We start from the raw sequence: 18,774 nt of genomic DNA on the forward strand, positions 1-18,774 counted from the left end.
GGTGGCGGGAAGCGGGAGGGCACCCGCTTCTCGACTTCGCTCGAAACGAACGGACAACTTTTGGAACTCGCCATCGTCATCCCGACCTTCAACGAGGTCGAGAATGTGGAGGAGTTGGTGCGGCGGCTCGACAAGGCGCTCTCGGGCTTCAGCTGGGAAGCGGTCTTCGTCGACGATAATAGCCCGGACGGCACGGCCGAGCGGCTGCGCGTCCTCGCCCAGGGCGACCGGCGCATCCGGGTCATCGAGCGCATTCGCCGCCGCGGCCTCTCTTCCGCCTGCATCGAGGGGATGATGGCGACGGCGGCGCCGCTGATCGCCGTGATTGACGCCGATCTCCAGCACGACCCCGATGTGCTGCCGCGTCTGGCCGCTGCCCTCTATGCCGATCCCGAGCTCGACCTGGCGATCGCATCGCGCTTCGTGCCAGGCGGCGGGACCGGCGATTGGGAGCGCGAGCGGCTGGCCAAGTCGGAAGCGGCGAGCCGGATTGCGCGGCTGGTGCTGAAGTCGGAACTGCACGACCCGATGAGCGGCTGCTTCATGATCCGCGGCGAGACCTTCCGGAAACTGGCACCGCGCCTGTCCGGCATCGGATTCAAGATCCTGCTCGATCTGCTGACCAGCGCGGCCACGCCGCTCCGGTTCGCCGAAGTGCCGCTGCAGTTTCACCGCCGCGAGATTGGCGAATCCAAGCTCGATCATGTCGTCGCGCTCGAGTTCCTGATCGCGCTCTACGACCGGCTGTTCGGCCGATGGATCCCGACGCGGTTCGCCATGTTTGGGGCGATCGGCGCGCTGGGGATCGCCGTGCATATGAGCATCTTCTGGCTGCTGCATGGGCCGGGTCTCGCCTTCCGCACGGCGCAGGCCATTGCGACCTTGGGAGCGATGACCTTCAACTTCTTCTTGAACAACGCGCTGACCTATCGCGATCGGCGGCTGCACGGCATCAAGGCGCTGACGAAAGGCTGGCTGAGCTTTTGCGCGGTGTGCGCCGTCGGAGCCTTCGCCAATGTCGGCGTGGCCGATTTCCTGTTTTCGGGGCGCTATGCGCAAGCGACTGTTTCGGCGCTCGCGGGCATCGTGGTCGGCGCGGTCTGGAACTTCGCCTTGTCAAGCCGCTTCGTGTGGAGCCGCTATTAAGGCCAGGTCGATAGCCACATCCAACGGTGGAAGGCCTGATCATTGGGCAGCGGGGCAGCCGACAGGATCGGGTAGAAATAGGTGAACAGCCCGAAACTGACCGCCAGGAAGCCGGCCGGCAGCCAGCGCTCCTTCACGCGATAGGCATGGTGGAAGGTTGCGGCGATCAGCAAGGTCAGGAACAGGCCGGGGAAGTAGTAGTAATAATAGAAGCCGATCTTCTTCGGGATCACGATCAGGATCGCGAAGGAAAAGATGTAGAGCGCGCACAGGAGCAGGAGCGGACGGCTGCGCTCCTTCCATCCGTCCCACAGGCAAGCGGCGAGCGCGATCAGTCCACTCCACATGATTGCCGGATTGCCGATCAGCAGCACGCCGCGCTGAACGCCCTGCACGGGCTCATAGAGGTACCAGATCGGCCGCGTGATCAGCGGCCATTGCCAGGGCGTGCTCTGATAGGTGTGCTGCTCGAGCGGCCGCGTCTGCAGCTGGAACATGTACATTTGGAAGGGGATGATCTGGTCGAGCTTGATCGGCTCGTTCGCGTAGAAGACGGCGGGTAGAAACGTCACGAGGTAGGCGACCACCGCCGCGCCGCCGAAGACCGTGCCGGCCCGGAACCGCCGCTCTCTCCAGCCGATCAGCACGCCGATCCCGAGCAGCGCCAGAAAGGGCATCGCGCTCCACTTGCAGCCGATCGCTAGGCCCAGGCAGATGCCGGCTGCCAGCAGCCAGCGCTGTCCCGGGCGGCCATGGCCCCAGACCAGCAGTGCGATGCTGACGAAGAGGAACGCGCCGGCGAACACGTCGAGGGTGGCGATCCGCGCCTGCACGAACAGCATCTGATTGAGCAACGCGAGCAGCGCCGCCGTTGCTGCGGTGCGCACATCGCCGAACAGCTTCAGGGCGATCACGTAGATGGAGACCATGGTTGCTATCCCGGCGACGCTGGCCAAAGCGCGCCATCCGATCGGACTGTCGCCGAATATGGCGACCGAAAGGCCGATCAGCCATTTGGCGAAGAGCGGATGCTCCTGGTTGGAGCGGCGGACCATGTCGAACACGTCCTTGCCCGCCGGAACGTAATAGACCTCGTCGAACATCAGCAGCGCGGGGTCGTCGAGCCGCACGAAGAACAGCAATGCTGCCACTAGGATTAGCAGCGACGCCATCTGCGCGGCAGTAAGCCGTTCGAAACGCGAAAGGATGTTACGCACCGAAACCCCCGCTCCGTTCGGGCTGAGCCTGTCGAAGCCCTGTTCTTGTTTGTCGGCCCGCTAGAAGAAAAAGCAGGGGTTCGACAAGCTCAGCCCGTACGGGCTTTGGGTTGACCGGAACCATGGTCGCCCGGCAAAGCGCCGATGTGAAGAGACGATCGGGACAGGACCGCAGCATCACCGCCAGATGGCGGCCGGCCACCCTCGCTGTGCGGGGCGGGACAGCGCGTTCGGAATGGGGCGAAACGTCCGAAGCGCTCTTCCTGACGTCCGGCTATGCCTATGATTGCGCCGGCGACGCCGCGGCGCGCTTCGCCGGCGAGCAGCACGGCATGACCTATAGCCGGCTGCAGAACCCCACGGTCGAGATGCTGGAGCAGCGCATCGCCTTGCTGGAAGGAGCGGAGGCGGCGCGCTGCATGGCGAGCGGCATGGCGGCGATGACGGCGGCTTTGCTCTGCCAGCTCTCTGCCGGCGATCATCTGGTTGCGGCCCGCACCATGTTCGGGTCCTGCCGCTGGCTGACCGACAGCTTGCTGCCCCGCTTCGGTATCGAGGTGACGATCGTTGAAGGCTCGGACACGGCGGCCTGGGAAGCGGCAGTGCGGCCGAACACCCAGGTCTTCTTCTTCGAGACGCCCGCGAACCCCACGCTGGAGATCGTCGATTTGGCGGCCGTCTGCGGCATCGCCAAGGCGCACGGCATCGTGACCGTCGCCGACAATGCCTTCGCCACGTCCGCGCTGCAGCGGCCGATGACCTTCGGCGCCGATGTGGTCGCCTATTCGGCGACCAAGCTAATGGACGGGCAGGGGCGGGTGCTCGCCGGTGCGGTGTGCGGATCGAAAGCCTTCATCAACGACGTGCTGCTGCCGTTCTTACGCAACACCGGGCCGACATTGTCGCCCTTCAACGCCTGGGTGGTGCTAAAAGGGCTCGAGACGCTCGATCTCCGCGTCCGCCGCCAGTGCGAGAATGCGATGCAGGTCGCGACCTTCCTGGAGGGCCGCGTGTCGCGCGTGCTCTATCCGGGGCTCCCATCGCACCCGCAGCACAACCTCGCGCTCGCGCAGATGAGTGCCGGCGGCACGATCATGTCGCTGTTCGTGCGCGACCGGGCTCAGGCGCACGGCCTGCTCGACGCGCTGGAGCTGATCGACATCTCCAACAATATCGGCGATTCGCGGTCGCTAATGACCCATCCGTCGTCGACCACGCACAGCAGCCTGGGCGCGGACGTGCGGGAGTCGATGGGCATTACCGAGGGCATGCTGCGACTCAATGTCGGCCTGGAAGACCCAGCCGACCTGATCGACGATCTCGACCGGGCGCTGGGGAGCGTCGGCCTTTGAAGGCGCTCTTCCCCCATGCGCAGACGACGCGCGGGGTGACCGTGCGCGTGTCGGTCAGCTTCCTGCCCGAACAGTCGGATCCGGCCAAGGGCCGCTGGTTCTGGGCCTACCACATCCGGCTGGAAAATGAGGGGCGGATGGCGGTGCAATTGCTCACGCGCCACTGGATCATCACGGACGGACGCGGGGCACGCCACGAAGTGCAGGGCGAAGGCGTGGTCGGCGAGCAGCCGGTGATCGAGCCCGGCGGCTCCTACGACTATGTCTCCGGCTGCCCCCTCGCGACGCCGACCGGACAGATGCGCGGCAGCTACCGGATGGTCGGCGAGGACGGATCGATGTTCGACATCGCCATCCCGCGCTTCCCGCTCGTCGCGCCGGCGGTGCAGGCATGAAGCGGACCCACCTGCCGCTGAACGGCCTGCGCGTGCTCGATGCTGCGGCGCGCCATCTGTCGTTCACGCGCGCCGCCGACGAGTTGGCCGTCACCCCCGCGGCGGTGGGTCAGCAGATCCGGGCATTAGAGGACACGCTTGGCACGGTGCTCTTCCGGCGCACGACTCGCGGACTGGAGCTGACGCCCGAAGCCGAAGCAGGGCTGGACGCCTTGCGCCATGGCTTTCTCTGCTTCGAGGACGCGGTGCGCGCGATGCAGGCTGGCCAATCCTCCAAGGTGCTGACGATCGCTGCACCGCGTGATCTCACCGCCCGATGGCTATCGTCGCGTCTGGGCGACCTCGCCAAGCAGGACCCGGAGCTGCGCTTCCACTTGATTGCAGCCGACGAGGCGATCGACTTCACCGAGGCCAATCTGGACCTGGCTATCCGGCTGATGGTCGACAAGGGCGAGCTGGAGGGGGTTTCGGTCGGCTCCGCCAGCTTCTTGAAGGTCGCCAGTCCCAGCGGCGAGGCCGATCGCTGGATCGCCTGGCCGGGCCATGCCGCGCCGGAACCGATCCTGCGCGTTGCCGATGCGGGCCTCGCCATCGAAGCCGCTGCTGCCGGACTTGGGCGGGCGTTGGTACCGGAGCTGCTGGCCCGCGGTGACGTCGAAGCAGGAAGATTGCGCATCCTGGGCGATCCGGTGGATCAGGGACTGCGCTATTGGCTCATCGCGCCCACACCGCAATGGCGGCAGGCGAAGGTCAAGCGGCTCGTGGAGCATCTTTCCGCCTGACTTCAGCGAATGTGCCAAAACGGCACCCTTAACCTTTTATTTACCTCTTTCGCTCGGAGGCCATTTACATGTATTAGAGGCCTGCAGGACCGCATGTAACGAGTCGTGTACCAGGTCACCCCCTTGCGGGTGGCGAACTTGTAAGGGGGTTTATGATGAAGAAGTTTCTGCTCGCGGCGGCTGCGCTAGCCGCTTTCCCGGTCCAGGCGGCCGTGGTTCTGCCGGGCTCGACCGGCGTCGCCATTGATCCGTTCGCGCCGGTTGCCGCCACCCAGGGCACCCGCATCGCCTATCGCGAAGACGTCGCCACTGCGCTGACGTTCCAGGCGCTCGTCCGTCAGGCCGTGTATCGCAACACGCTTGGCCAGCTGGACTTCTACTACCAGGTTCAGCGCCTCGGGCCGGGCAACAACTCGACCGACAATGATCATGAGATCTTCACGCTGACCGGCGCGCAGTTCGGCAAATTCTCGGTCTTCGCCTATCGCGAAGGTCCGAACGACGTTGATGGCGCTGGTCCGTTCCAGGCCGGTGCGAATCCGGGCATGTTCACCTCGACCGCTGGCCGCACCGCCAACGGCAACCGCGTCGAAATCGAGTTCGGCACGAATGGCCTGGTCGGCACGGAGCGTAGCGCGGTCTACATCCTGCGCACCAACGCTTATGCGTTCAAGCCCGGTACCTTCGGCCTGATCAACGGTTCCGCCATCGGCGGTCAGTCGTTCGCTCCGACCGTTCCGGAGCCGGCGACCTGGGCGATGATGCTCGGCGGCTTCGGCCTGCTCGGTGCCGCTGCGCGCCGCAGCAGCCGTGCGAAGTCCGTTCTGGCCTAACAGCCTCGAACAACAGGGAAAGGGCGGCTTCTGCCGCCCTTTTTTTTGTGCCTCCAAGCGCCGGCTTGTCCCGATTCGGGAGTGGTTAACGAGCTTTTCACCTCTTCCGGCCGCCATCTCCTGCCCGTAGCAGCACGAACAGCGGAAGCGTGTCTTGCCTCCGCGTTGTTGTTGTTGCGTTTTGGGGGTGTAAACATGAAGAGCTTCTGGAGCGGCGCTGCCGCCATCGCTGCCACTCTAGCCTTTGCCGGCGCCGCCGATGCGGCCGTCACGACCTTCGCTTCGTTCAACGCCACCAACAGCGGCAATATCGTCTGGCAGAATGACGGCACGGGCGGAACGGCGAACAGTTTTCGCGCAAACGGCACCGGCGGCAGCCTGTTCACCCAGACCAACCTGGCCGCGAACGGCTATAATCCGAACGCAGCCGTTGCCGCGCCTGTGAACGTCAAATTCTCGTTCCTGACCGATGCGCTGGCGCCGTTCGTCACGGACGTGGACGCCAAGTTCATGATGAACCTGTCGGTCGCGGCCACGCCGGCCAGCCAGATGATGGTGTTCGGTCAGCCCTATGTCGCTCAGTGGGGCCTGGCGGGCGGCTTCTCGTTCAAGTCGGCCCATGACATCGTTATCGGCAACAAGACCTACGCGGCCGGTGCGAACCTGCTCAGCGCGACGCTGATCAACGACCAGACGGTGTTCGGCCAGAAGAATGCGACCTCGGGCGGGCTGTCAGCGGCGACGAGCAGCGGCGCGACCATCACCTACACGTCGGACTTCCTGGACCTTTCGAACACGACCGAGCGCGACGCGGCCTTCTCGCTGACCGCGATCCAGTCGCTCGTTAACGGCGCCAATAAGGGCCTGAACCAGGCGACCACGTCCAACTCGCTGCGCAGTTTCCGCGCCACCGCGACCGGCAGCTTCTCGGCTGATATCGCGGCGGTGCCCGAACCGGCGACCTGGGCGATGATGCTGGGCGGTTTCGGCCTGATCGGCGCCATGTCCCGCCGCAGCCAGAGGGTGAAGTCGGTCCTCGCCTGACCTTTGGAGAGCCCTGCTGTGAAGGCAGGGCTTACCAGCCCCAGGGTCGCTCCCTGAACCATTTGGTGATCACGAATTTTTCGCCCGCCCGCACCTTCATCGCATGATGAATGGTGGACGGATTTACGGTGCCATCCGGCCGACGATTGTTCCACGCGAGCAGTTTGCCCGTTTCCGGCTGCACCATCTTGTCGATCGCCTTGAACCGCGTCGCGCCGCCTGCCTCGGGCTCGTTCAGATAGACCATCACCGTCCAGGTGCGCTGGCCCGCGACCGACGTGTATTTCTGGTAGTCGACGCCCTGCGGCTCGAAATAGTCGGTGTGCGCCTTGAATTCCTGCCCGACCTCATAATGCTGGCCTTGCAGCGGCTCGCCATAGATCGGATCGAGGCGCGAGAAGGCGGTGATCTTGTCCTCGATTGCGCGCACGACCGCGTCCTCGGAGTCGAGATCGCAGGTCTGCGAAGTCCGGAAGGCCGCATCGCCATTGAAGTTGGCAAGCGTCGAAGGTCGGCGGTTGGCGCGAATCCGCTCGATCAAGGCGCTGCATTCCTCCGCCGAAAGGAAGTTGCGCTTGATGAACAGATGCAGCTTCGCGCTCGGCACGCGCTGGACGCCGGGCGCGCTCATCATGCTGTCGATGACCATCTGGTCGAAGGGATTGTCCATGCAGCACTCCGGCCCGTATAAGCGAGCGAAGTGCGATGCTTAGGGGCGGAGCGTCAAGCCAGGAGAGTGACGCAAAACTGTCACCGAATCGTCGCAAAGGCAGCTTCTGCCCCGGGGGAGTGAGGATTTGCGTCTCGCAATCGATCCGCGCCAATGGCGCCTCTTCCGGCGCTTGCCGCGCTATAGCCTGCTGAGCCTGACCGAAATCGCGCTACTGGCACTGCTGGCGTTACAAAGCGCGCGGCTGGTCTGGGCGGTGGTGACGCCGCTGGGCCCGCTGGGCGACTGGCAGCCGGCTCAAGGGCCAGACATCGATCGTGCGCGCGCCGTGCTGTCGAGTGGCTTCGATCCCTTCTTCCGGATGGGCCGTGCAGGCGGTCCGGCAGTTGTGACGTCGCTGCAGCTGAAGCTCTTCGGCGTACGGGTCGATGAGGCGACCGGGCGCGGCTCGGCGATCATCGCCGGGCCGGACAATGTGCAGACCAGCTATTCCGTCGGTGAGGCGATCCAGCCAGGCGTGACGCTCAAGTCGGTGGGCTATGACAGCGTGGTCATCTCGCGCGGCGGCGCGGACGAGACCCTGTTCCTGGATCAATCCGGCGCGGCACCGGTCGCCGCTGCGCCAGCAGCGCCGCCGGTGACGAACACAGCCTTGCTGAGCACGCCGGGCGGGCAGACGTCAGCGCCGGGCAACGTCTCCGTCGCCGATCTCCAGTCGCGGCTGAACCTGGCGCCACGTCAGGCGGGCGGCCGGGTCACGGGACTGGTGCCGCGTGGCGATGTCGCCTTTCTCGCACGGATCGGCCTCCAGCCCGGCGACGTGATCGTGCAGGTCTCCGGCCGGCCGATCGGCTCGGTGCAGGATCTTCAACGTGCGGCGGCGGGCCTCGTCCGCGGCGGTAATCTCTCGATCGCGGTAGAGCGCGGCGCGCAGGTCGTGCCGATCGCCGTGAGCATTTCAGGACAGTGATGCGTCAGTTTCTCATCCCCGCGCTGCTGCTTGCGGTCGCCAGCCCCGTCGCCGCGCAATATTCGTTGAACGTGCGCGACGCCGACATCCGCGCCTTCATCCAGGACGCGGCCAAGGTCACCGGTCGCACCTTCATCATCGACCAGCGCGTGCAGGGGAAGGTCTCGGTCGTCACCGACCGGCCGCTCAGCCGCTCGGAATATTATGAGGTTTTCCTGTCCACGCTGCGGGCGAACGGCCTGGTGGCGATCCCGTCAGCAGGTGGTGCCTTCAGGGTACAGCCGATCGAAGGCGCGGCGACGCAGCCGAGCCGAGTGGGGAGGGCGGCAGCCGCCAACTCGCTTGTCACGGAAATCGTCCGGCTGCGCGCGATCGACGCACCCTCGGCTGTTGAGACGATCCGGCCGCTGATCAGCCCGCAAGGCTCGGTCACGGCCAACCGCGCCGGCAACTCGCTGGTGATCGTAGATTTCGGCGACAATGTCCGCCGGGTGCGCGAAGTGCTTCGTCGGATCGACCAGGACAGCGCCTCGACAGTGGTCGTGCCGCTGCGCAACGCCGGGGCACGCGAGATCGCCCAGTCGCTCGGGCAGCTGGTTGGCGGTAGTGCCACAGCCGGGCCAGGCGGTACGGCGGCGGGCCCGGCGGCGTCTATTGTCGCGGTCGACAGTTCGAACTCGATCGTGCTTCGCGGCGATGCCAGCACCGTATCGCGACTGGCGGCCGTAGCGCGCGATCTCGACCGCCGCGCAGCGAACGGCACCGAAGTCCGTGTCTATTGGCTCGAAAATGCCGATGCCGAGCTGCTGCTGCCGGTGTTGCAACAACTGACGGGCCAGCCGGTCACCCAGCCGGGCGCGGCGCGCGGGCTCGCGCAGGTTACGCCCCGCGGCAGCAGCCGCAGCAAATCCGTCGGCAACACAGCCACGCCCCTGCCAGCCAGCGAGCCGGCCGCGGTTGTGCCGTCCGCGCCCACGGGCGAGAGCATCACTGGCCGTAACAGCGCTATCGTGACGCGCTACGAGGGCGCCAACGCGATCATCATCGCCGCCAATCCGGACACACAGCGCACTTTGGGCGAAGTGATTCGCCAACTCGACGTGCGGCGCGAGCAGGTGCTGGTCGAAGCCATCATCGTCGAAATTTCGGACTCGCTCGCCAAGCGCCTGGGCGTGCAGTTCCTGCTCGGCGGCAAGCCGGGCAGCGACATCCCGTTCGCCGTCACCAATTACTCGAACGCCCAGCCGAACATCCTGACCATCGCCGGCGCGATCGGTGCACGTGAGCTCGACCGCACCACGACGACCACCGACGATGGCGTGACAACGACCACGCGGACGCCCAGCCAGGCGTCCCAGCAGCTCGCTCAAGCGGCGGTCAACTCGATCCTGAACGCGACCGGCGGCATTGGCGGGTTCGCCACAAACATCGGCAACAATGGCATTTTCGGCGCGATCATCAATGCCGTTCGGACTGACAGCACCTCGAACATCCTGTCGACGCCGTCGATCGTCACGCTCGACAATCAGGAGGCGCGCATCCTGGTCGGGCAGGAAATCCCGATCACCACCGGCCAGGCCCTGTCCAACAACTTCGACAACGCCTTCCGCACGGTGCAGCGCGAGAATGTCGGCATTCAGCTGCAGGTCCGGCCACAGATCAACGAGGGCGGCGCGGTCAAATTGCTGCTGCGTCAGGAAGTCAGCTCGATCGCCGGCCCGGTTTCCAATGACAATAGCGAGCTGATCCTCAATAAACGCGAGATCGAGACCACCGTCACGGTCGACAATGGCGAGATCATCGCGCTCGGCGGACTGCTCGACGACAATGAGCGGCGCACGATCGAGAAGATACCATTGCTGGGCGATCTCCCCTTGCTGGGCGAGCTCTTCAAGTCGCGCTCGCGCTCGCGGCAGAAGACGAACCTGATGGTCTTCATTCGCCCGACCATCATCCGCTCCGCCGCCGATGCGCGGGCGCTGGCCGAACGGCGGTACGGCTATGTGCGCGAGCAGCAGATGCTGCAGCGTCCAAACGTCGAGCCGAGCCTCGACGAGCTGGTGCGCGAATATATGGGCACGCTGCCGCCGACGCCTCCTCCCAATCTGCCGGGCAGCACGCCACCTCCCGCCGCTCCGCCGCAAATCATCGTGCCCCAGGTGCGGAACTCGACCACAACGATCCCCGTGCCGGAGCCCAGACGGTGAGCGAGGTCTTGAGTTCCCCGGCGCAGGCCGGGGTCGATGGGCTCCGGCCTTCGCCGGAGCACAGCATTCCGTTGATCACTGTCCCCTACGCCTTCGCGCGCAAGTTCGGCGTGATCCTGCTCGAGCCTGATGGCGAGCGGTTCAAGGTGGCGCTGCGGGAAGGTGCCGATCCCCGCGCCTTGCTCGAAGTGCGCCGGCACCTCGCCCAGCCGCTCGTGATCGAAGCGGTCGCACCCGAGGCTTTCGACAAATTGCTTTCCGATCATTATGCGATGAACGGCGAGGCGGCCGCCGCTGCAGCCGGTTCGCTCGGGCTCGGCGACGATCTCGCACTGATCGCGGGCGACTTGCCGACGGCCGACGACCTTCTCGACAGTTCCGACGACGCGCCGGCGATCCGACTGATAAACGGCGTGATCGCGGACGCAGTGCGTCAGGGCGTGTCCGACATCCATGTCGAGCCTTATGAGACTGGGCTGATCGTGCGCATGCGCATGGATGGCGTGCTGCGCGAGACGCTGCGCATGCCCGCCCATGTCGCGCCGGTGCTGGTCAGCCGCATCAAGGTGATGGCGCGGCTCGACATTGCCGAGCGGCGCGTGCCGCAGGACGGGCGCATCTCGCTGACGCTGGGCGGAAAATTGCTTGACGTGCGCGTCTCGACCCTGCCGAGCCGGGCGGGCGAACGCGTGGTGCTGCGCATCCTCGACAAGGAAAATGCCGGCCTCGATCTAGCTGTGCTTGGCCTATCGAAAACGGCCGAGGCAGTGCTGCACGAAGCGCTGCGCGAGCCCAATGGCATCATCCTCGTGACCGGCCCCACCGGGTCCGGCAAGACGACGACGCTCTATTCCGGTTTGCGCCTGCTCAATGACGGCAGCCGTAACATCCTGACGGTCGAGGACCCGGTCGAATATGCAATCGAGGGCGTGGGGCAGACTCAGGTGAACGCCAAGGTTGGCCTGACCTTCGCCGCTGGGCTCCGTGCCATTCTCCGGCAGGACCCCGACGTGGTAATGGTCGGCGAAATACGCGACCGCGAGACGGCGGAGATCGCGGTGCAGGCGTCGCTCACCGGGCACCTGGTGCTCTCGACCGTCCACACCAACGACGCTGTCGGTGCCATCACCCGCATGCGCGACATGAAGGTCGAACCCTTCCTGCTCGCCTCCACCTTGCGAGCAGTCATCGCGCAGCGCCTGGTGCGGCGCCTGTGCGAGCAGTGCCGGCGCGCAGAGCCGGCGAGCGAACAGGCGCAGGCGCTGCTGGGGCTGGAGCCCGGCAGCACGGTGTACGAGCCGGGCGGCTGCGAGGCCTGCGGCCAGACCGGCTTCCGCGGCCGCGTCGGCGTGTTCGAAGCGGTGCGGGTGGACGACACGATCCGCCGTCTGATCAACGAAGGCGGCGACGAAGTTGCTATCGCCCGCCACGCCTTCGCCCGCGCGCCGAACCTGGCAAGCGCTGCCCGCGCCCTGGTCGTCGAGGGCCAGACGACGCCGGAGGAAGCCGTTCGCATCACCCGCCGCGAGCAGGTGAATGCCTGATCCTCTTCCTAATCCGTTCGCTTCGAGCGAAGTCGAGAAGCCGAGTGAAGCGTCCGGTGCGTTTCTCGACTTCGCTCGAAACGAACGGGGTTGGAGCCGGGCTCATGCCTGACTTCGACTATCTCGCGATTGACACGCGCGGCGGGGAGAAGCGCGGCAGCGTCGTCGCGCCCTCGCTGGACGATGCGCGGGCGAAGCTTGACGGCCGGAAGCTCTACGTGCTGCGGCTGGAGCCCGGCTCAGGTGCCCCGAAGGAGTCGCGCCCGCTCTTCTCCTTCCGCCGGCGCAAGCTGACGGCTAAGGAACTGACGCTCTTCACACGGCAGATCGCGACTCTCGTGCAGGTCAGCCCGCTCGAAGAATCGCTGCGCACGATATCGCGCCAGACCGAGAAGCCGCACGTCCGCGCGATCACCGGCGCGGTGCATGCCGGCGTGCTCGAGGGGCGGCGCATGTCGGAAGCGATGGGGCGGGAGCCCAAGAGCTTTCCGGCGCTCTACCGGGCGATGGTGAGCGCGGGCGAAAGCTCGGGCACATTGCCGACGATCCTGGAGCGGCTGGCCGATCTTCAGGAACGTCAGGCACAGGTGCGGTCCAAGGTGATGACGGCTCTGGCCTATCCGGCGGTGCTGTCGGCGGTGGCGCTGTTTGTCGTGGCGGCGCTGATGATGTTCGTCGTGCCGAAGGTCGTCGAACAGTTCGAGACCGTCGGCCAGCAGCTGCCATTTCTGACCCGGCTGGTGATCGGCGTCTCTGACCTGCTGGTCAATTGGTGGTGGGCGATCCTGCTGGCGCTCGCGCTAGGCGGTCTCCTGTTCTGGCGGGCGCTCAAGGACCCGGCGACGCGGCTGCGCTTCGACCGCTGGCTGCTGCGGCTGCCCTTGCTCGGTCGGCTGATCCGCGACCTGCATGCGGCGCGGATGGCGCGGACGCTGTCGACAATGGTCGCGTCGCGGCTGCCGCTGCTGGAGGGGCTCGCGCTGACCACCGGCACGATCCACAATCGTGCGCTGCGGGCGGCGTCGGAGGAGATCGTCGAGGCGATCCGCGGGGGAGGCAGCCTGTCGGCGGCACTGCGGCGGACGGGCGTGTTCCCGCCTTTGCTCGTCTATCTGGCGGCGAGCGGCGAGGCCTCAGGACGGCTCGACACGATGCTGGAGCGCGCTGCCGACTATCTCGAGCGCGAATTCGACAGCTTCACTGCGACGGCGCTGTCGCTTCTCGAACCGGCCATCATCGTACTGATGGGCGGCATCGTCGCGGTGATCGTGCTCTCCATTCTCCTTCCTATTCTTCAGCTCGAAACGCTGGCAGGCGCGTGATGATGTCCAATCCAACTCCACTGTTCTCCGGCGAAGGCCGGAGGCCTTGGGCCCCGGCCTACGCCGGGCCACTCTCGCGGGATCGCGAGAGTGGCTTCACCCTTGTCGAGCTGATGGTGGTGATCGTCATTCTCGGCCTCCTCGCCACCATCGTTGCGATTAACGTGCTGCCCGCGACCGGCCGCGCCAATGCCGAGAAAGCGCGGGCTGACATCGCGACCATTGAGCAGGCGCTGGAGATGTACCGGCTCGACAACCTGACCTACCCGTCGCCCACTGACGGGCTGCAGGCACTGGTGGCGCCGCCGCCGGGACTGGCGCAGCCGCAACGCTATCGACAGGGCGGCTACATCAAGCGGCTGCCGGACGATCCCTGGGGCAATCCATACCGCTACAGCTTCCCCGGCCAGCATGGCGCCTTCGACGTGTTCTCGCTGGGCGGGGACAACAAGGAAGGCGGCGAGGGCGAAAATGCCGATATCGGCAACTGGGGGTAGTACACCCCTCTCTCGTCATCCCCGCGAAGGCGGGGACCCAGTTGGGGATCTCCGCAGCGGCGGACTCCTGGGTTCCCGCTTTCGCGGGAATGACGAGGTGAATGGGTTTACCTTGGTCGAGCTGATGGTTGTGATCGCGATCATCGGTGCGCTCGCGGCGGGAGTCGTAATGGCCATTCCCGATCCGCGTGGCCGCTTGCGCGACGAGGCCGAGACCTTTGCCGCCCGCACCGTCGCCGCCCGCGACCTAGCCATTGTTGAGGGGCAGCCTGTGGCAGTCCGCGTCACCGCGCGAGGCTATGCCTTCGACCGGCGGCGTGGGGGGACTTGGATACCATTCGCGGACAAGCCGTTCCGGTCCCGGCCCTGGAGCGAGGGCACGTCGGCCTTGGTGGGCAAAGGCGGCACCCTGCGTACTGCCTTCGACGCAACCGGGCAGCCGAGCGAACCGGTGACGATCCTGCTGATCCGGTCGGGGGAGCAGGCGCGGGTGACTGTCGCGGCCAATGGCGAGGTGCGAACCGGTGGGTGACCTTCTTCCTCGCTCGTCCCGAGCGACGTCGAGGGGCGTTTCTCCAGGTCCGTGCTCGCGCCCCTCGACTTCGCTCGGGACGAGCGGAGAGGGCGGGTTTACGCTCCTAGAGATGCTCGTCGCGCTGGCGGTGTTCAGCCTGGCAGCGCTTGCCCTGCTGCGGCTGGAAGGCGCAACGGTGCGTCAGACCGGCGAACTGGACGAGCGGATGCTGGCGCAGCTGGTCGCACGCAATCTGGGGGTGGAAACGATGACCGACCCCGCGCCGCCGCCGATCGGCGAGAGCGCGGGCGAGACGGTCAATGGCGGCCGGCGCTGGCGCTGGACACGGCTGACCAGCCGCACGCCGGACCAGCGGCTCGTCCGCGTCGATATCAGTGTCGCGACTGGCGGGGCACCGGCTCTGCTCACCATCGTGCGGCCGGCGACGTGAAGGACAACGGCTTCACCTTGGTCGAACTGCTCGTCGCCGTGCTGATCTTCAGCATGCTGGCGGTCGCGGGCGTTGGCTTGCTGCGGTTCAGCGTCGATGCGCAGGCTGCGACCGGTGAGCGGCTAAAGTTGCTGGCATCTCAGCGGCGCATCGAGTCCCTGATAATGTCCGATGCGGCACAGGCGGTGCCGCGCATCACCCGCAACGAAGCCGGCGATCCGATCCAGGCGTTCGTGGGCGATGGGCAGGGCTTCACGCTGGTGCGCGGTGACATTGATTCGTTGACGGATGTCGCACGGCCGGCACTCCAGAAGGTGCGCTACCGGCTGGAGAATGGCACGCTGACGCGCAGCAGCTACGCCATGCTCGACGGTGCCCAGCCGAACGCCGGAATGCCCCTGCTGTCGAACTTGGCCGCCGTTCAGCTGCGCTACCGGTCCAAGGACGGTTGGCGCGAAGTCTGGGACCCGCTCCGCCCGGACCTGATGCCCCGCGCGATCGAGATGATCGTCCGGCCAGCGCAGGGCCCGGAGATGCGCTATCTCTTCCTGGTGGGAGCGGCGGCATGAAGCCAGGAGAGCGCGGTGCGGCGCTGCTGACGGTGCTGATGCTGGTCTCCGTGATGGCTGTGCTGTCGGCGTCCGCGCTCGAGCGGCTGCGCCTGTCCACCCGCCTTGCCGCCAATGCCGGCGCGATCGACCAGGCGCGTGCCTATGCCGTAGCCGCCGAAGGCATAGCGCTGTCCCGCATCACGGCGCTGGTGGAAGCCGATCCGGCGCGCACCGCTGCGCCCGAACAATGGAATGGTCGCGAGACTGCGCTGCCGCTCCCAGGAGGAACGGCCTCTGCCGTGGTGGGCGACGGCGGCAACTGCTTCAATCTGAACAGCCTGGTCGTGGGGCAGGCGGGCGAGCCGCTGATGACCCGGCCGCAAGGCATCGCCCAGTTGGTCGCGCTGATGAAGCTGCTCGGCATTGGCGAAGGCGAAGCGCGCAAGGTTGCGGTGTCGCTCGCCGACTGGATCGACAGCGATCTGCAGCCGCAGCCGGAAGGCGCCGAGGACCAGGCCTATGCCGGGGCCGAAATACCCTATCGAACCGGCAACACTCTGCTTGCCCATCCGAGCGAACTCCGCGCCGTTGCGGGCGTCACACCGGATATCTACGAGAAGCTGAGGCCTTGGGTCTGCACGCTCCCCGTGACCGATCTTTCGCCGATCAACGTCAACACTCTTCGTCCGGAACAGGCGATCCTCCTGTCCATGCTGATGCCCGACACGCTTTCTCCGGACCGTGCCCGCGCGCTGCTGCTCGCTCGGCCGGCCGGCGGCTATGAGAGCGCTTATGCCTTTTGGCGGAACTCGGCCTTGCAGGGCGTGGCGCCCGGCCCCGACGTCGAGGCGCAGACCGGCGTGCGGACGCGCTGGTTCACTCTGCAGCTGCGCGTGCAGCTTGGCGACAGCGAAGTGAACGAGACGGCGCTGATCGATGCCGGGCTACCGCCGGCCAAGCTTGTGCGGCGCAGCTGGGGGGAAGGGGATTGAGCACGCTCATTCTCTTCATCTCGCCGGCGGACCGGCTCCATTCCTGGTGGCTAGTTGACGGGGAAGTGCGCGCGCGGGGCGACGGCGAAACGCCGCTGCCCGCCGAACTGCCCGAGCGCGTGGTAGCGGTGGCCCCGGCCGAGGCGATGACCATTCACGCGGCGGAGCTGGGCAGCTTAACTGCGCAGCAGGCCCGGACTGCCGCGCGGCTGTTGCTGGCGGAAACGAGTGTCATGCCCGTTGAGACGCAGCATGTCGCTGTCGGCACCCCGGAGGGCGCCGACCGCAGCGTCGCGGTGATCGGCAATGGCCGCATGTCGGCGTGGCTGGAGTCGCTCCAGGCGCGAGGAATCGATCCCGACGCGGTGCTCGCCGCGCCGTTGCTGCTGCCGCGACCGGAACAGGGCTTTGTCCGGGCGAGTATCGGCGCCGAGACCGTGCTGCGAGGCCGCAGCAGCGCCTTTGCCGACGAGCCGGGGCTGACCGAGTTGCTGGTCCGCGAAGCCCAGATAGAAGATATCGACGCCGAGCCGCTGGTGCTCGCAGCGCTCGACGCGCCGGAGCTAGACCTGCGCCAGGGCAGCTTCGCCAAGCGCAACCGCTTCCGCATCGATTACGCCCTGGTCAAGCGGCTCGCCATGCTGGGCGGCGTCATCGCCGCTGTCACGCTGCTGATCGCCATCGTGCAGATCCTGCGCTACGGCTCTGCCGCGGACGCGCTGCAGGCTGAGGCCGAGCAGGTGGCGCGGAGTGCGGTTCCCGATGCAGGCAGCGATCCGCGTGCCGCCATGACGGCTCGCCTCGCCGCGCGGCGCGGTGGCGGGCTCGGCTTCACCGCGACAGCCGGGGCGGTCATCTCCGCGATACAGTCGGTCCCGAATGTCGAACTGGCGAGCCTCAGCTTCGACAACGACGGGCTCATGCGCGCCACGGTGCTCGCGCCCGGCGCGCCGGAGGCGGAGGCGTTGCGCAGCCGCATCCGCGCGGCCGGTCTGACCGTGGAGGCGACGCCCTTCACGTCGGAAGCGGGCCGCATTCGCGGGGAGTTCAGGGTGGGCGGACGATGACGGCGCAGTTCATCGCCTGGTGGCGGCAACGGAGCCTGCGCGAGCAGCGGCTGCTGCTCGTTATGTTCGCGCTGCTCGCCGTCACGATCCTGTGGCTCGGCATTTATCGCCCGGTCCAAGGCGCTCTCTCCGCCACGCGGGAGCGTCACCAGCAGGCCGTGGTGGCGCTGGGGGAGGCGCGCGCACAGGCGGAAGCGCTGGGTCAGTTCGGCAAAGGCGGACCGGCGCTCCCGGCCGGGGCACTCGCGCCAGCCGTGACGCAGGCCGCGAATGAGGCGGGCTTCGCGAATGCGACGGTGGCGCCGCAGGGCGATCGGCGCGTGTCCATCTCGATTCCTTCGGCCCGGCCGGCGCCGGTGCTGCAATGGGTGGCCGGGCTGGAAGCGCGCGGTATCGTCGTCGAGCGGCTGACAGCCCGCGCCAACAGTGACCCCACGCTGACGGTGGATGCCACGCTGGCGGCGGGCAGCTGATGCGCATTCTGGTACCCACCCGCCGGCTGGTATTGTTTGCCGCACTGTTCGCACTCGCGCTGCTGATCACCCTCCCGCTGCGGCTGGTGCTCGGAGCCGGAGATGGCGTCATCACTGCGCGTGAAGCGACCGGCAGCGTCTGGTCCGGCAGCCTGAAGGAAGCGCGTCTGGGTCCGGCATCGCTTGGCGATCTGTCCGCCCGGCTGTCGCCACTGGCGCTGCTGACCGGACAGGCGCGCATCGAGGTCGAGCGGCCAAGCGGAGCGGCGGATCGCTTTGCAGGCGCTTTCGCGACCAGCGCGCGCAGGCGTTCGGCCGAGAGCGTCACGGGCATGGTCCCGGTGGAGGGGCTGTTCGGCGCGCTGCCGATCGCGTCCATCGAGCTGACCGACGTCACCGTTCGCTTCCGCGACGATCAATGCGATCGTGCAGAGGGCCTGGTGAGAGCGACACTCTCCAGCGGTGCGGACGGACTGCCGCTCCCCGCAAGCGTCTCCGGGGCCGCACGTTGCGACCGCGGCGCGCTGCTGCTGCCGCTCGCCAGCGGCTCCGGCGCCGAGGGCGTGGCGCTGCGCATCTTTGGCGACGGCCGCTATTCGGCCGAGCTGCGGGTGAGGGCCAGCGAGCCGGACCTGGTGGCTCGGCTGACTGGAGCCGGCTTTTCGACGGGGCCCGGCGGCTATGTCTTGACCATCGGCGGCCGCTTCTAAGCCCCTTTCGCTTGACGCGCCCGGACGCGCGCTCCTA

General features: G+C 66.8%; 20 protein-coding genes. 18 read left to right on the plus strand and 2 right to left on the minus strand.

All coding sequences use genetic code 11. The annotated features are described in order from the left end of the window. Positions 1-60: 60 nt before the first annotated feature. On the plus strand, positions 61-1,146 hold the full coding sequence (locus tag VGT77_RS11805) for a glycosyltransferase family 2 protein (protein ID WP_327462793.1): 1,086 nt from the start codon (positions 61-63) through the stop codon (positions 1,144-1,146). On the opposite strand, the gene VGT77_RS11810 is transcribed toward VGT77_RS11805, so the two are convergent. After that, positions 1,143-2,363 carry a glycosyltransferase family 39 protein gene (locus VGT77_RS11810; RefSeq protein WP_327462795.1) on the minus strand — a complete coding sequence of 407 codons (1,221 nt, stop codon included), beginning with the start codon at positions 2,361-2,363 and terminating at the stop codon, positions 1,143-1,145. The genes VGT77_RS11805 and VGT77_RS11810 overlap by 4 nt on opposite strands. 146 nt (positions 2,364-2,509) lie before the next feature. Here VGT77_RS11810 and metZ point away from each other — a divergent pair, with 146 nt between their 5' ends. From metZ to VGT77_RS11835, 5 genes are all read left to right on the plus strand, one after another. Next, on the plus strand, positions 2,510-3,715 hold the full coding sequence (gene metZ / locus VGT77_RS11815; RefSeq protein ID WP_327462964.1) for an O-succinylhomoserine sulfhydrylase: 1,206 nt from the start codon (positions 2,510-2,512) through the stop codon (positions 3,713-3,715). Next, the gene (gene apaG, locus VGT77_RS11820; protein ID WP_327462797.1) at positions 3,712-4,110 is read left to right on the plus strand and encodes a Co2+/Mg2+ efflux protein ApaG; all 399 of its coding nucleotides are present in this window, start codon (positions 3,712-3,714) and stop codon (positions 4,108-4,110) included. Before metZ ends, apaG begins: the two co-directional genes overlap by 4 nt. After that, positions 4,107-4,892, plus strand: a complete 786-nt coding sequence (locus VGT77_RS11825) for a LysR family transcriptional regulator (RefSeq protein ID WP_327462799.1) — start codon at positions 4,107-4,109, stop codon at positions 4,890-4,892. Before apaG ends, VGT77_RS11825 begins: the two co-directional genes overlap by 4 nt. A 152-nt stretch (positions 4,893-5,044) precedes the next feature. Beyond that, positions 5,045-5,725: a PEPxxWA-CTERM sorting domain-containing protein gene (locus VGT77_RS11830; protein ID WP_327462801.1), complete on the plus strand. Its 681-nt coding sequence runs from the start codon at positions 5,045-5,047 to the stop codon at positions 5,723-5,725. Between the two features lie 195 nt (positions 5,726-5,920). Further along, on the plus strand, positions 5,921-6,769 hold the full coding sequence (locus tag VGT77_RS11835; protein WP_327462803.1) for a PEPxxWA-CTERM sorting domain-containing protein: 849 nt from the start codon (positions 5,921-5,923) through the stop codon (positions 6,767-6,769). Between the two features lie 31 nt (positions 6,770-6,800). Here the strand turns inward: VGT77_RS11835 and VGT77_RS11840 are convergent, their stop codons facing one another. Beyond that, positions 6,801-7,439 carry a 2OG-Fe(II) oxygenase gene (locus VGT77_RS11840; RefSeq protein WP_327462805.1) on the minus strand — a complete coding sequence of 213 codons (639 nt, stop codon included), beginning with the start codon at positions 7,437-7,439 and terminating at the stop codon, positions 6,801-6,803. Between the two features lie 127 nt (positions 7,440-7,566). Here VGT77_RS11840 and VGT77_RS11845 point away from each other — a divergent pair, with 127 nt between their 5' ends. The 12 genes from VGT77_RS11845 to gspN all read left to right on the plus strand — a co-directional run bounded on the left by VGT77_RS11845 (position 7,567) and on the right by gspN (position 18,737). Next, positions 7,567-8,409 (plus strand): type II secretion system protein N, encoded by an 843-nt coding sequence (locus VGT77_RS11845; RefSeq protein WP_327462807.1) that lies wholly within the window; start codon positions 7,567-7,569, stop codon positions 8,407-8,409. After that, positions 8,409-10,616, plus strand: a complete 2,208-nt coding sequence (gene gspD / locus VGT77_RS11850) for a type II secretion system secretin GspD (protein ID WP_327462809.1) — start codon at positions 8,409-8,411, stop codon at positions 10,614-10,616. Before VGT77_RS11845 ends, gspD begins: the two co-directional genes overlap by 1 nt. A 65-nt stretch (positions 10,617-10,681) precedes the next feature. Then, complete coding sequence (gene gspE / locus VGT77_RS11855) at positions 10,682-12,160, plus strand: type II secretion system ATPase GspE (protein ID WP_414713400.1); 1,479 nt, start codon at positions 10,682-10,684, stop codon at positions 12,158-12,160. Between the two features lie 104 nt (positions 12,161-12,264). After that, on the plus strand, positions 12,265-13,482 hold the full coding sequence (gene gspF / locus VGT77_RS11860) for a type II secretion system inner membrane protein GspF (RefSeq protein WP_327462811.1): 1,218 nt from the start codon (positions 12,265-12,267) through the stop codon (positions 13,480-13,482). After that, entirely contained in the window at positions 13,482-13,979 is a 498-nt protein-coding gene (gene gspG / locus VGT77_RS11865; protein ID WP_414713394.1) for a type II secretion system major pseudopilin GspG, read from the plus strand. The genes gspF and gspG overlap by 1 nt, the downstream gene beginning before the upstream one ends. 97 nt (positions 13,980-14,076) lie before the next feature. Then, positions 14,077-14,511: a GspH/FimT family pseudopilin gene (locus VGT77_RS11870; protein ID WP_327462813.1), complete on the plus strand. Its 435-nt coding sequence runs from the start codon at positions 14,077-14,079 to the stop codon at positions 14,509-14,511. Then, the gene (gene gspI / locus VGT77_RS11875; RefSeq protein ID WP_327462815.1) at positions 14,486-14,944 is read left to right on the plus strand and encodes a type II secretion system minor pseudopilin GspI; all 459 of its coding nucleotides are present in this window, start codon (positions 14,486-14,488) and stop codon (positions 14,942-14,944) included. The genes VGT77_RS11870 and gspI overlap by 26 nt, the downstream gene beginning before the upstream one ends. After that, positions 14,941-15,513 carry a type II secretion system minor pseudopilin GspJ gene (gspJ, locus tag VGT77_RS11880; RefSeq protein ID WP_327462817.1) on the plus strand — a complete coding sequence of 191 codons (573 nt, stop codon included), beginning with the start codon at positions 14,941-14,943 and terminating at the stop codon, positions 15,511-15,513. Before gspI ends, gspJ begins: the two co-directional genes overlap by 4 nt. Next, positions 15,510-16,487 carry a type II secretion system minor pseudopilin GspK gene (gene gspK / locus VGT77_RS11885; RefSeq protein WP_327462819.1) on the plus strand — a complete coding sequence of 326 codons (978 nt, stop codon included), beginning with the start codon at positions 15,510-15,512 and terminating at the stop codon, positions 16,485-16,487. Before gspJ ends, gspK begins: the two co-directional genes overlap by 4 nt. Continuing rightward, positions 16,484-17,554 (plus strand): type II secretion system protein GspL, encoded by a 1,071-nt coding sequence (gene gspL, locus VGT77_RS11890; RefSeq protein ID WP_327462821.1) that lies wholly within the window; start codon positions 16,484-16,486, stop codon positions 17,552-17,554. Before gspK ends, gspL begins: the two co-directional genes overlap by 4 nt. Continuing rightward, positions 17,551-18,027 (plus strand): type II secretion system protein GspM, encoded by a 477-nt coding sequence (gene gspM, locus VGT77_RS11895; protein WP_327462823.1) that lies wholly within the window; start codon positions 17,551-17,553, stop codon positions 18,025-18,027. Before gspL ends, gspM begins: the two co-directional genes overlap by 4 nt. After that, positions 18,027-18,737, plus strand: coding sequence for a type II secretion system protein N (gene gspN / locus VGT77_RS11900; RefSeq protein WP_327462825.1), 711 nt, complete (start codon positions 18,027-18,029; stop codon positions 18,735-18,737). The genes gspM and gspN overlap by 1 nt, the downstream gene beginning before the upstream one ends. The last annotated feature ends 37 nt before the right edge of the window (positions 18,738-18,774 follow it).

This window comes from Sphingomonas sp. (assembly GCF_035944535.1).
Taxonomy (GTDB): Bacteria; Pseudomonadota; Alphaproteobacteria; order Sphingomonadales; family Sphingomonadaceae; genus Sphingomonas_B.